The following is a 12,449-nucleotide window of genomic DNA, read 5'->3' as shown; positions in this document are numbered from 1 at the left end:
CGCCAGGAAGCTGTCCTGCGGCGTGACCGTCTACGGCCACACCGGCACCGTCCAGGGCTTCTACACCTACGCGTTCACCACCGCCGACGGCAAGCGCAGTATGACGTCCATGGCGAACACCTCCAACAACGGCACCGTCAACACCGTCCTCGGCGGCACCCTGGAGGCCGCGTTCTGCGGCACCACCACCGCCAAGGCCACCACGCTCAAGACCACCGAGGACGAGACCTTCACCGAGGACATAGCCCCCCAGATCGTCCGCCACAACCGGTAGTCACCACCGCCGGTGGTCACCGTGCCCGGTGGTCACCGCGCCCCGGTTGAACCGGACCGCCGCCGCGTACCCGCACATCGCCCGGCGGGTGCGCGGCGGTTCCTCGTGCCGGGACGTGTCGCCGAACGCACCACCCCTTCCCTGGATCGGACTGGTGTCGCTTCCGGCGGCGGCGCTCCTCTTCGACGGGGACACGCCGTTCCCCGGCTGGTACGCCCTCGTGCCCGTGCCCATGCCCGTGCTCGGCGCCGCGCTGGTGCTGGCGGGCGGCTGCCGGCCCACCCGGTCCGGTGCGGGACTGCTGTTGTCGCTGCGTCCCCTCACCTGGGTGGGCGGCCTGTCCTACGGCTGGTACCTGTGACACTGGCCGGCGCTGCTGATCCTGCCGGCCGCGCTGAACGGCAGCTGACCGTAGGGTTCACCCTGCTCTGCGCGGCCGAGTCCTACGCAGAGGCCATCACACCCGTACTGGACCAGACGATGAGCACCCTCTACGGAACCGACCTGAGCCGGCACCCGGAACCGGTCCGTCCGCGATAGGCCACCGGGCGCGGCCGCCACCGGGGGTGCGCCGCCGTCAGCCCGTGAGGAGATCGCCCACGGCGGCGATGCCGCCGGTGATCGCGTGCCGACCGGTGTTGCCGAAGCCGAGTACGAGGCGCGGCTCTCCTGCCGGGTCCGGTGCCGTGCGGTGAGCGGCCATCGCGTAGAGGCCCACCTGTCGGGCCCGTGCCGCGGCGACGACCCGTTCCTCGTCGCGGCCCGGGCCGAGGTGGGCGACGGCGTGGAAGCCGGCTGCCAGGCCGGTGAGCCGCACGCCGGGGGCGTGCGCGGCGAGCGCCTCGACCAGGGTGGCGCGCCGGGCGGCGTACTCGGCGCGCATGCGGCGCAGGTGGCGGTCGTACCGGCCGGAGGTCATCAGATGGGCGAGGGCGACCTGGTCGAGGGTGGGTGATCCGCGGTCGTCGGAGGCCTTGAAGGCGACGACGGCTTCGTGGAGGAGAGGTGGGCAGAGCAGCCAGCCGAGCCGGAGGGCCGGCGCGAGGGACTTGCTGACGGTCCCTACGTTCAGTACGCGGTCGGGGGCGAGGCCCTGGAGGGAGCCGACGGGGTCGCGGTCGTAGCGGAACTCGGCGTCGTAGTCGTCCTCGATGACGAAGGCGTCGCGGCGCTGCGCCCAGTCGATCAGTGCGCGCCGCCGCCGGGCGGTCATCACGACGCCGGTCGGCCACTGGTGCGCGGGGGTGACCAGGACCGCCCGCGCGCTGCCGGCCTCCAGGGCCCGCACGTCGACGCCGTCCTCGTCGACGGGCACCGGTACGGCGGTCATCCCGGCGTGCGCGGCGGCGCGGGACGTCGCGCCGGGCGCGCCGGGCTCCTCGTAGGCGAGCGTGGTGACGCCGCGGGCGGCCAGCGCTCGCAGGGCCAGGGCGAGGCCCTGGGCGTAGCCGGAGCAGATGACGGTGCGTTCGGGGTCGGCGGCCGCGGCCCGCACCCGGCGCTGGTACCCGGCGACGACCTCGCGCAGCATGGGCGCCCCGTGCGGGTCGCCGTAGTCGAGGGCGGCGGTCGGCAGGGTGCGGGCCGCCTCGCGGATCGCCCAGAGCCAGTCGGCGAGCGGGAAGGACGCGAGGTCGGGGACGCCGGAGCGGAAGTCGGCGAGGAGCCGCGGCCCGGGACCGGGCGACCTGGTGGGCGTGGCGGGCGCGGGCTGGGGGCAGGCGCGGGCGGCGACGGTGGTGGCGGCACCGACACGGCCGGTGAGATAGCCCTCCGCCTGGAGCTGGGCGTAGCAGTCCTGGACCAGGCCTCGGGAGACCCCGGCACGGCGGGCCAGTTCGCGGGAGGACGGCAGGCGTTCGCCGACCTGGAGGCGGCCGGCCCGTATGGCGTCCCGGATCTGGCGCTCCAGCTGCGCGCGCAGCCCCTCGGCGCTGTTCCGGTCGACGGCGAGCAGCAGTTCGGGCGACAGACCGGACCACTGGAGCGGCATGGAAATGGAGCTTACCGGGGGACCGGCCGGCTCGTAGCGTCAACGGCATGACCACGCCGCCCAGCATCCCGCCCACCGGCACCGCACAGCTCCCGGACCCCGCTTCCGCCTCCGCCCGCCCCCCATTGATGACCCGTCAGCTGCTGCTGCGCTTCGCGACCGTCGTCGGCGCCTCCGCCAGCTTCTTCCTGCTGCTCTCGGTGGTGCCGCTGTACGCCCAGCGCAGCGGCGGCGACGCCGGCCTGGCAACGGGCGCCCTGATGCTGGCCACCGTCGGCGGCGAGTTGGTCACCCCACGCCTGGTGGGCCGCTACGGCTACCGCACGGCGCTGGCCGCGGGGCTGGTCCTGCTCGGCGCGCCCGCACTGGTGCTGACCGCCGGGGACGGCATGGTGTGGATCGTCGCGATGTGCCTGCTGCGCGGGCTCGGCTTCGCGCTCACCGTCGTCGCGGGCGGCGCCCTGACGGCGTCGCTGATCCCGGCCGAACGGCGCGGCGAGGGGCTGGCACTGGCCGGGATCGTGTCCGGCGTACCGTCCCTGGTGGGCCTGCCGCTGGGTGTGTGGCTGGCCGGGCACGTGGGGTTCACCCCGGTGTGCGTGGCCGGCGGGGTGGTGGCGCTGGCCGCGGTCGTGGTGGTGCCGGCGCTCCCGGGGCGGGAACGGTCCGCGGGCCGGGACGGCGGAGTGGTCGCGGGCCTGCGCACCGGGGCCCTGGCCCGGCCCACCGCGGTGTTCGCGACGACCGCGCTGGGGGCGGGGATCATCGTCACGTTCCTGCCGGTCGCCGTCCCCGCGTCGCTGTCCGCCCTGGTGACGGTCGCGCTCTTCGCGCAGCCCGCCACGTCCACCGTGGCGCGTTGGTTCGCCGGTCGGTACGGCGACCGCCACGGCCCGGCCCGCCTGGTGCTGCCCGGCCTGCTGGCGTCGGCCGCCGGCCTGCTGCTGACGGCGGCGACGGGCAGCCCGGTGGCGGTGCTCGCCGGCGTCACGCTGTTCGGAGCGGGCTTCGGGGTGGCGCAGAACGCGACGCTCACACTGATGTACTCCCGGGTCCCGGAGTCCGGGTACGGCACGGTCAGCGCGCTGTGGAACGTCGCCTACGACGGCGGCATGGGCGTGGGCGCCCTCGCCTTCGGCGTGACGGCGGCCCACACCGGCTACCCGGCCGCCTTCGCTCTGGCCGCCGCCGCGACGCTCGTCGCCCTGGCCCCGGCCTGGCGCGACCGCTGAACCCGGCTGGCGCACGGACACGGACACCGCGACCTGTCCGGCAAGGGCAACGACCTGGCCGTGGTGACCGTACCGGGCACCGCTGCCGACGCGCTGACCTGGTCCGACGACCACCACCCGGACCAGCCCGCGCACGCCAGCCTGAAGTTCGCCGGCGGCAGGAACCCCGCGAACGGCTCCTACCTGACCACCGGGGCCAAGGCCCCGCTGAACGCCGAGACGTTCAGGTCCGGGTACACCTTCGAGACGTTCGTGCGGATGCCACTCGACTGGGACGCCGGCAGGAACGGCAACGCGTCGATCCTCAGCCGCCGGGGCTCGGCCGGGGCCGCCGGGAAGCACGGCAAGAACACCGACCCCGATGAGCCCCTGGCCCAGTTCGCCATCACGAACAACGGCCGCGAGGCGCAGTTCAATCACTACCCGCTGAACAACACCTACCCGACGACCAACTGGGGTCACGGCATGGTGGAGCTCAAGTGGTGGCACGTCGCGGTCGTCAACGACGGCCGCTACACACGGATGTACGTCGAGGGCGCGCCGGTCGCCGACAACCCGAAGCGGGTGTCGCAGGGCCTCACCACGCTCGGACTGCCGTGGCTGGTGGGCGGCCACGAGTACGCGGGCGCCGTCGACGTCGTCTTCCACGGCAACGTCGGTGACATCCGCATCGTGAACCGCCCGCTGTCCGTGGACGAGTTCCTCACCGCCTAGCGGGGCGTTCACTCCCGCCTCCGGCCTGGCGGCCGGAGGCGGGAGGAACCCGGCGGTGGGGTGTTGTCCGAGCGCGATCCGAGACGGCCGGTGCGAGCATCCGGGGGTGCCTCCCGCGGCTCCCTCAGAGGCTGCGCGCGGTGATGTCACCGTGCGGGGTGGTGGCGTGGATGTGGAGTGCGGTCGCGCCGTCGTTCTTCAGGGCGTTGCTGACGCGGCCGTGGCCGGCGCCGGCGTCCAGGGCGGCGGACACGCCGGCGGCGGCGGTGACCGTGATGTCGCCCATCTGGGTGCGGAGTTCGACCGTGCCGCGGACGGCTTCGGCGACCCGGATGTCGCCCCGTGCCGTGCTGATGTTCGCGGGGCCGGTGAGCCGGCCGATCTCGACGTCGCCGTCGACCGCTGTGAGGCGTACCCCGGCGGCCTCGTCGATCTTGATCTGGCGGTAGGCGCCGTCGAAGTCGACGTCACCGAGCCTGCCGACGCCGCGCAGTTCGCAGCCGGCGGCCTTGCCCTGGATGTGGGAGCCGGTCGGCAGCTGAACGGTGACCTCCAGGGATCCCGAGGGGCCGAGCAGCCGGTTGCCGGACTCGGGGGTGTGGATCTGCAGGACGCCCTCGATGAAGGTGACGGTGGTCTGCTCGGCAGTCCGGACGTCGCGGCTCTTGGAGGGGTCGGCGGGCAGGACCTCGACGGTGGTGTCGGCGCGGTCGGCGGCGATGAACCGGACGCGTCCGGCGGGGATGTCCAGGACGGCGGAGATGGCGGCGGTGGTGGCGAACTTCTGCATCATGCTCTCCCGTGCTCGCTGACTGTTTCTGACATTGGAAACGCTACGTTGCTTTCCAAATAATGGCAACGTTCTTGTTGCGTCAAGTCACTGTCCTTGCAGGTAGAGTGGGGGAAATCGTTGCAACGATCCTGCGGATAACGCAACGTCGGCCCTGCCGATCATTGCAATGGTCGGTGAGTGAACGCTATGGTGCGGGAAGCGGGAACATCGCGAGGGATCACCAGGGAGATCACGATGCCGGGAGGCAGGCTCACCCAGCAGGAACGCCAGCAGATCGCGTCGGGGCTCGCCGACAGCCTCCCGTACGCCGAGATCGCCCGGCGCCTGGACCGGCCCACCTCGACGGTCACGCGCGAGGTGATGCGCAACGGCGGCCCCACCTCATACCGCGCCGACCTGGCCCACCGGGCCACCGAGCGCCGCGCCCACCGGCGCAAGCCCGCCGCCGTCAGGGGAGCGCAGTCGGCCCCTCAGGCGCACGGACGGGACGCGGAGGCCGTGGCCGAGTACGAGGAGACGTTCACCACGGTCATGATGGCCTCGGGTCTGAACAAGATGGGGGCCCGGGTGCTGACGTGCCTGTTCACCACCGACGCGGGCAGTCTGACAGCGGCCGAGCTCACCGAGCGCCTCCAGGTCAGCCCGGCGTCCATCTCCAAGGCGATCGCCTTCCTGGAGAGTCAGAGCCTGGTCCGCCGGGAACGCGACGAGCGCCGCCGGGACCGCTACCTCGTCGACGACGAACTCTTCTACCAGGCGACCATCGCCAGTGCCCGGGCCAACGACCGGCTGGTGGCGACCGCGCGCCAGGGCGTGGCCGTCCTCGGCCCCGACACCCCGGCCGCCGCCCGCCTGGAGAACATCGCCCGCTTCCTCGACTTCATCAGCGAGAGCATCACCCGCGCCGCGGAACAGGCGCGCGAAGTCCTCCACACCGCACCCGGCACCACCTCGCACGACTCCGCCCGGCCAGGTCATCCGGGGCGCGGATAGTCAGCGCTCCGGAATCGGCGTCCGTGACGCCCGCCGGGAGGATGGCCCGTGGACCTCCTCGCACTGCGTTGTCGGACGCCAGGGCTAGGTTGAGCGCGAGTCCATGAGGAAGCGAAGGGAGCCCGACGGATGGGTGCCAGCGGGTGGAGCTATGTCACGCCGTACCGCGGGAGCGCGGCAGCGAGCCTGGAGGCTCTGCAGAGAGAGGTCTTTGCGCAGAGCTACGGCGACGGCGAGGAGTACGGCACCATCGAGGAGCTGTACGCCGATGACGAGTTCATGGAGGAAGAGGGAACCCACTCGATTCTGGACGTTCGTCGCGTCGTCGAGTCGACCAGGCCGCCACGGAAGTTCGATGAGGAGGACTACTTCACCGTCCGGCCGCTGGCCCCTGCGCGGCTGCTGAGCCATTTCGGTACGGATCGCCCTACCGTCCAGCAGTACGAGGACGCGATGGCTCAGTCCTACGCGTTCATGGACGCTCGACGCCGGGACGATCGAGACACAAGTCTGCTCGGGGAGCACGAGATGCGCTGGACCGGCCTCTACGTGCTCCTTCACACCGACGACCAGCCCACTCACGTCGGCTTCTTCGGATCTTCCGGAGACTGACTTGGCACCGTGTGACCCGAGGCCCGTGATCGTTCCGTGGACGCAGGTCGCGATTACGGAACGACCTCGCGCCGGCTTGGGGGAGCGCGGTCGTCACCGGGTTTCGGTGCTCAGGTCCCGGATGTGCCAGTCGATTCCGCGCTCACAACGAGTCCTCGTAGGCCTCGCGGACGGATGCGGGGATGCGCCCGCGGTCGTTGACGAGGAAGCCGTTCGTACGAGCCCAGACGCGTACGGGGCTGTCCTCGTGGCGAGGATCGAGGCGCCGTGCCCGTCCCGGCCCGCTCCAGTCACCCGAGGAGACGCCCTCCAGGTGGTCCGCCACCTCGCGGAAGAAGGCGAACAACGAGGGATATGCATGCTCTTCGGGGTCCGAGCTCCTGCTCCATGACCCGACGGTTCCGGTGCGCGTGTTCAGGAAAATACCGTAATGGCCGTCGGTCTCCGCAGAGACGGGAACCCATTCCTTGCGCCAGGACGGGTGCTCAGGGTCCGGGGAGGGCTGCATCTCCTCCGTGGCCATCTTGTGGCGGTAGACGCGCTCGATATCGGTGAGTCCGAGCAGGAGCCCGCCGCTGGGGAGGACACCCTGGCACCCCAGTGCCACGAGAGGCGATCGGACCTCGGGTCGCCTCCCGGCATCGATGTCGTTCACCAGAAGCCACCGACGCATCTCTCTCGGCAGTTTCACACCCATCCGCGCTTCGGCCTCACTGATGGCTGCCTCTGTCCCCGGGCCGCCGAGAGCATCGAAAACGACAGGCCTGTGCTGCTCCAGCCATGTGGTCACCCGGCGCCACGCCTGCCGAGCGTCTTCTGCTTCGGACCTCAGGACTCCGCTCACGGGCGACGCCTCACCCGGAGGAAGCGACCGCTGATCTGTCATAGTCGGACCGTATGCGGAACCACTGACAACGAATGACTTTCGCCCGCGCCCATGCGTGCCGGCCATGGCGTTCGGCCACGCCCTCCCCACGGAGAACTCCTGGAACCCGCCCCAGGTCTGCCTCGTGCACCCGACTTGATCGGGCACAGGATGTCGGGTCCGGCGCGACAGGCGCCGCCTAGCGTGGTGGTCGTCAAGAGGAAGGAGTCCGGGCGTGCTGGAGCGGCTGAACCAGGCCATGGAGCACATAGAGCGCCGTCTCGACCAGGACATCGAGGTGGACGAGCTGGCACGCATCGCGGCCACCTCGGAGTACCACCTGCGCCGGATGTTCTCCGCGCTCGCGGGCATGCCGCTGTCGGAGTACATCCGGCGCCGTCGGCTCACCCTCGCGGGTGCCGAGGTGCTCGCCGGGCGGGAGACGCTGCTGGCCATCGCGGTGCGCTACGGCTACGGCTCCGGCGAGGCGTTCGCGCGGGCGTTCCGCGCCATGCACGGTATCGGACCGGGTGACGCCCGCAGGACCGGCGCGGAGCTCAACTCCCAGTCCCGGATGGCCTTCCGACTCACCGTCGAAGGGAGCAGCAGCATGCGATACCGCGTCGTGGACAAGGCGGACTTCGCCGTCGTCGGCCTCAAGGCCCGGGTGCCGCTGGTGCACGCCGGGCCGAACCAGGCGATCATCGATTTCGTCCGCGGGATCGACCCGCGGCTCCAGGAGCGCCTGGAGAAACTGTCGGACCAGGAGCCGCACGGCATCGTCGCGGTCTGCGACGACCTCGACCCCAGCCGCGCCGAGGGCACCGAACTCGACTACTACCACGCCGTGATCACCTCGGCGGCCGCTCCCGAGAGCACGACGACGCTGGCCGTCCCGGCCGGCACCTGGGCGGTCTTCACCACCTCCGGGCCCGCGCCGCGAGCCGTCCAGGAACTGTGGCGGGACGTCTTCACCGAGTGGTTCCCGTCGAATCCGTACCGCAGCCGCACCGGCCCCGAGATCCTGCGCATCCGCCTGTCGCCGGACAAGACCGAGGCCGACGCCGAACTGTGGCTCCCGGTGGAGCCCGAGCGCGGCTGACGAAGGGCAGGCCGTCAAGGCGGGCGTGCGCGAGCGTTCCGGCCGGCCTTTCGGGCCGGCCGGAACGCTCGGTCGCAGCGGCGATCAGGATCGCCCCACGGCAGCCGGACGGCGGGCCGCCTCACGCGGTGACCTTGGCGATGAACGCGGCGAGGTTCGCGACGGTCCGCTGGATCTTCTCCTCCAGGGTGAGCGTCTCGTGCAGCCGCGCGCCGACACCCGCGTCCTTCTTGCCCCGTACGTACAGCGGGCAGGCGAGGTCGCTGCACATGTAGGCCCCCACGGTGTTGCCCTGCTGCCCGGCTTTGCCGGTCTTCGCGGCGACCATGAGCGAGACGCCCCCGGAGTGCGTGGTCAGGCACATGGAGCACATGCTGAGCCGCGCCTGCCCGGCGGCGGCGCTCGAGGCGCGCAGGGCCAGTGCCACCGCGCGGCCGTCCAGCTCGGCGACGAGATAGGACCGGTCGGGCGCCTGGGGGTCGCGCCAGCCGAGGAAGTCCAGATCGTCCCAGGGCTGCTCGGCCAGGTCCCGGGGCACGTGCAGGCGCTTCGCCTCGCCCTTGCTGCAGTTCACGAAGGCGCGGCGGATCTCTGACTCGGTGAGTGGCTTCATGAACGGCAGGCTAGTTTGCCTAAACATATTAGGCAAATAATTAAGAGATGCAGCTCCGAAGCGATGGCGCACCGGCCCAGGTGGCTGGAGAAGGGCCTTCCGGGCCGGACAGGGCTGCGCCGCCCGCGGCCGCCCGCCGGAGCGCGTGCTTACGCGGCGGGCGGCCACCGGGCGCGGTGCTTAGGCTGTGTCGTCACATGCCCTCCCCCGACCTTCGGCCGGGGGTACCCCACTCAGCGACGCCTGGCACGGCACTCCCCCGGCTCCGCTGGGAGGTGCCCCCACGCTGCGTTGTCGAATCGTCCGAGTAGCCCACTACGAGGACGATCCTCCGCCTTGCGATGCACCGCACCTGGGGGCCCCTCCCAGCGTCAGCTGGGGGAGCCGCTGAGCCCGCCCTTCGGGCGGTGGGGGCCCCTCCCAGCGGTAGCTGGGGGAGCTCATGTGACGACACGGCCTAGTACGAGCCGGTGCGCCCCTCGTAGGTGCGCGCGCCGCTGTCCCACATCCCGCGCGCGTACGACGTGACGTTGGCGTCGTTGACCATCAGGGTGTAACAGGACGATCCGCTGGTGCTCACCGAGCAGGAGTACTCGCGGCCGTCGCTGTTGCGGTGGACGGTCGCATACGGCGTGAACTGGTCGAAGGTGTTATACGAGGCGTTGCTGATCCGTGCCCAAGCGGCGCGGCACGTGGGGCTGTACCGCAGCTCGAGAACCGCCTGACCCAGTGCCAGGCTCTGCACGGTTCTGGCGTCGGACTGGCAGTAGGTGCTGGGGTTCTTGCCGTCGCACGAGGAGCCCGAGCAGGTGGCTGCGCTGGCGGGGGAGGTCAGGCCGATGGTGGCCGCGCCGGCGAAGAGCATCGTCACCGCGGAACGTACGAGCAGCGTGCGTGTGCGCATGGTGTCCTCCTGGATGACCTTCGGAAACGGTGGCGCGGCCCCGCTGTGAGACGTGTCAGGTGTGGTGTGCGGGCATGCGCGAGGTGCGCCTGTGCAAGCTGATGCTGGCACGCTCCGTGGCCCTGGGGTAGCAACTGTGTTCGGCCACTGGCCGGTTGACGTCCTGTCGAAGAGGCGAGGCCGGTCCCCCTTCGACATGGCGTCCCGGCCGAGGGTCGGAATAGGGGCGGTGTGATGGAGAGGGCGTGCTCTCGGGGCTGGGGCGGCGTCGCCCCGCGCTGCCCATGGGTGTGCAGCCCTCGGGGCTGGGCCGTTCTTCCCTATAGGCGACCGGAACAAAGGTGATCAGGCATGGTTCATCGGGTCGGCGACGAAGTGATCGTCTCCTGCGAGGCGGCAACCGCTCGGGTGGTCGAGAAACACCGCTACATCGTGGTGGAGCGGCCGTGGAGAACCGCCGACCATTCCCTCAATGTCCGATGGAATGGGCAAGTCGCCCTCCCGTACGGCGATTCCCACCAGGAATGGAGCCCGTACCGTCTGGAACCGGCGGCCTTCGCCCTCCGCCCGGGAGACGTCTGCACCGTATCCATCCCGCCGACCCGGCTCTACGTGGGGCACTACGAGAAGTACGACCCTCCACGAAACCTCGGCTGGACTCCCGCACCCACCGCGGGAATCCACGTCATCCCTCCGGAGAGGATGGACATGGACCTGGAGGACGCGGGGTGCATGCTCTACCTGGGCGGGGCAACGACGACCCGGCCCGGTTCCTCGGCGTGGATTTCGGCATCGTGAACATCGCAACCACCTCAGACGGCAACGTTCTCGCCGGCCGACGACTGAACCGATATCGGGCGCGGCAGGCAGATCTACGAGCCAAGCTGCAGAAGAAGGGCACCAAGTCGGCGAAGCCTGCTGAAGAGGCGCGCCCGCCGTGAACGGCGGTTCGCCGCTGACACCAATCACGTCATCTCTAAACGCATCGTGGCAGAGGCTGAACGCACCTCCCGTGGAATCGCCCTGGAAGACCTGGGCGGGATCCGCATGAGGGCTCGGTTGAGAAGGCCCCAACGAGCCGCGGTGCACAGCTGGGCGTTCGCCCAGCTCGGACAGTTCCTGGCATACAAGGCACGCCGCGCCGGCGTGCCTTTGGTCTTCGTCGACCCGGCATACACCAGCCAGACGTGCTCCGAATGCCGGTAGACAGACAAAAGGAACCGGGCCTCACAGGCCCGGTTCCAGTGCAGGTCATGCGGCGTCGTTGCGCACGCAGACCTGAACGCTTCCCGCAACATCGCCCGCAAGGGCGAGGCCGCGTGGACTGCGGGGCGTGAGTCACGCGTCCCAGCCCCTGCCTAGCAGGGGCTTAGATGCGGGAGGTCCCACGGCCGCCAGTCGTGTACCTACCTGCAAGCCCCGTTCTTCAAGGCCGGGTTAAGTTGACGTTCTCGAACGAGGTGTCCGTGCCGAGGGTGTCGCGAAGCTCCGACGTCCACGCGAGCGGTTCGCGGAAGTGCCCGGGGCCCTGCGGGTCGGCCTTCATCGCCTCGTCGAGTTGTGCGAGTTCGTCGTGTACCCGGGTCAGGAAGTACTCGCAGAAGCGCCGCGAGCGGGACGGCGAGCAGCGGGGCACCGGGCAGGCGCCGCATGGGTTGCTTGATCACGGGAGGTATGACGAGGGGCAGGGCCGTGCGGTTCCTCACCGCGCCGGGCGTCCGGCGCGTCCGGGGAGCCCGAGACGGCTAACCCTGCAGGGTGTAGCGGAAGACGCGGGTGTCCCGCACGAGGAAGCCGAGCCGTTCGTACAGCCGGTTCGCCGCCTTCCGTGAGGGGCGGGAGGTGAGATCCACCGTGCGGGCACCCGCCGCGTCGGCCAGGCGTACCGCTTCCTCGGTGAGGGCGGCGCCGACGCCGTAGCCGCGGGCGGCCTCGTCGACCACCACGTCCTCGATCCAGGCGCGCATGCCGGTCGGCAGCGGGAACATCGCGAGTGTCAGCGTCCCGACGACGCGGCCGTCGACCCGCGCCACCAGCACCGTGTTCGCCTCGGCGGCCAGGAGCCGGCGCAGCGACTCGTGGTCGGGCGGCGCGGCGCTGCTGGACAGTTGGGGCAGCAGGCGGGTGAACGCCTCGACCATCTCGTCGTCCGCTTCGCGTGCGACCGCAACCTCAAGGCTCATGATCCGGTTCCTGTCCAGGTGTCTCGGCACCGGGCGGCCTGTGCCGTGCCCGGGAGCGCGGCCTCGCACGGCCACGGGCACCAGTCTTCTCACGGACCCGTCCCGGCGGCCATTTCTGATCGTCCACCCGTGGCCGGCGCGGTCGGCGCTTCCCGGCGAGGCACGCACCGG

Annotated in this window: 13 protein-coding genes and 2 pseudogenes; 9 read left to right on the top strand and 6 right to left on the bottom strand. The window is 71.0% G+C overall.

The window, feature by feature from the left end; translation table 11 throughout:
- A pseudogene (locus PV342_RS37790) lies at positions 1-274 on the top strand (serine hydrolase domain-containing protein); the annotation flags it as partial.
- 46 nt (positions 275-320) lie between these two features.
- Positions 321-635 (top strand): hypothetical protein, encoded by a 315-nt coding sequence (locus PV342_RS37785; RefSeq protein ID WP_500320659.1) that lies wholly within the window; start codon positions 321-323, stop codon positions 633-635.
- A gap of 216 nt (positions 636-851) precedes the next feature.
- On the opposite strand, the gene pdxR is transcribed toward PV342_RS37785, so the two are convergent.
- On the bottom strand, positions 852-2,267 hold the full coding sequence (pdxR, locus tag PV342_RS37780; RefSeq protein WP_400808424.1) for a MocR-like pyridoxine biosynthesis transcription factor PdxR: 1,416 nt from the start codon (positions 2,265-2,267) through the stop codon (positions 852-854).
- Positions 2,268-2,314: 47 nt separating this feature from the next.
- Here pdxR and PV342_RS37775 point away from each other — a divergent pair, with 47 nt between their 5' ends.
- Positions 2,315-3,499 carry an MFS transporter gene (locus tag PV342_RS37775; RefSeq protein ID WP_500320657.1) on the top strand — a complete coding sequence of 395 codons (1,185 nt, stop codon included), beginning with the start codon at positions 2,315-2,317 and terminating at the stop codon, positions 3,497-3,499.
- 60 nt (positions 3,500-3,559) lie between these two features.
- Complete coding sequence (locus PV342_RS37770) at positions 3,560-4,213, top strand: LamG-like jellyroll fold domain-containing protein (protein WP_500320655.1); 654 nt, start codon at positions 3,560-3,562, stop codon at positions 4,211-4,213.
- A 124-nt stretch (positions 4,214-4,337) separates the two neighbouring features.
- On the opposite strand, the gene PV342_RS37765 is transcribed toward PV342_RS37770, so the two are convergent.
- On the bottom strand, positions 4,338-5,003 hold the full coding sequence (locus tag PV342_RS37765) for a DUF4097 family beta strand repeat-containing protein (protein ID WP_500320665.1): 666 nt from the start codon (positions 5,001-5,003) through the stop codon (positions 4,338-4,340).
- A gap of 237 nt (positions 5,004-5,240) precedes the next feature.
- Here PV342_RS37765 and PV342_RS37760 point away from each other — a divergent pair, with 237 nt between their 5' ends.
- Complete coding sequence (locus PV342_RS37760) at positions 5,241-5,999, top strand: helix-turn-helix domain-containing protein (RefSeq protein WP_361014480.1); 759 nt, start codon at positions 5,241-5,243, stop codon at positions 5,997-5,999.
- Positions 6,000-6,128: 129 nt separating this feature from the next.
- The gene (locus PV342_RS37755) at positions 6,129-6,611 is read left to right on the top strand and encodes a hypothetical protein (protein ID WP_500320653.1); all 483 of its coding nucleotides are present in this window, start codon (positions 6,129-6,131) and stop codon (positions 6,609-6,611) included.
- A gap of 142 nt (positions 6,612-6,753) precedes the next feature.
- Here the strand turns inward: PV342_RS37755 and PV342_RS37750 are convergent, their stop codons facing one another.
- The gene (locus PV342_RS37750; protein ID WP_500320651.1) at positions 6,754-7,497 is read right to left on the bottom strand and encodes an Lsr2 family DNA-binding protein; all 744 of its coding nucleotides are present in this window, start codon (positions 7,495-7,497) and stop codon (positions 6,754-6,756) included.
- A 214-nt stretch (positions 7,498-7,711) separates the two neighbouring features.
- On the opposite strand from PV342_RS37750, the gene PV342_RS37745 reads away from it, so the two are divergent.
- Positions 7,712-8,578, top strand: a complete 867-nt coding sequence (locus PV342_RS37745; protein WP_500320649.1) for an AraC family transcriptional regulator — start codon at positions 7,712-7,714, stop codon at positions 8,576-8,578.
- Between the two features lie 121 nt (positions 8,579-8,699).
- Here the strand turns inward: PV342_RS37745 and PV342_RS37740 are convergent, their stop codons facing one another.
- Positions 8,700-9,191, bottom strand: a complete 492-nt coding sequence (locus tag PV342_RS37740; protein ID WP_500320647.1) for an FBP domain-containing protein — start codon at positions 9,189-9,191, stop codon at positions 8,700-8,702.
- A gap of 457 nt (positions 9,192-9,648) precedes the next feature.
- Positions 9,649-10,095: a DUF2690 domain-containing protein gene (locus PV342_RS37735; RefSeq protein ID WP_018559492.1), complete on the bottom strand. Its 447-nt coding sequence runs from the start codon at positions 10,093-10,095 to the stop codon at positions 9,649-9,651.
- 351 nt (positions 10,096-10,446) lie between these two features.
- On the opposite strand from PV342_RS37735, the gene PV342_RS37730 reads away from it, so the two are divergent.
- Together PV342_RS37730 and PV342_RS37725 are read left to right on the top strand one after the other, a co-directional pair.
- Positions 10,447-10,893 (top strand): hypothetical protein, encoded by a 447-nt coding sequence (locus PV342_RS37730; protein ID WP_500320645.1) that lies wholly within the window; start codon positions 10,447-10,449, stop codon positions 10,891-10,893.
- Positions 10,854-11,457 (top strand): annotated as a pseudogene (locus tag PV342_RS37725) (RNA-guided endonuclease InsQ/TnpB family protein); the annotation flags it as partial. The gene PV342_RS37730 and the pseudogene PV342_RS37725, both read left to right, overlap by 40 nt.
- Before the next feature lie 383 nt (positions 11,458-11,840).
- Here the strand turns inward: PV342_RS37725 and PV342_RS37720 are convergent.
- Complete coding sequence (locus PV342_RS37720) at positions 11,841-12,296, bottom strand: GNAT family N-acetyltransferase (RefSeq protein WP_265737403.1); 456 nt, start codon at positions 12,294-12,296, stop codon at positions 11,841-11,843.
- Between the last annotated feature and the right edge of the window lie 153 nt (positions 12,297-12,449).

The organism is Streptomyces sp. PA03-3a (assembly GCF_033792735.1).
GTDB lineage: Bacteria > Actinomycetota > Actinomycetes > Streptomycetales > Streptomycetaceae > Actinacidiphila.
Note: the sequence above shows the minus strand (reverse complement) of the source record. Positions and strands in the feature narration are given on the sequence as shown.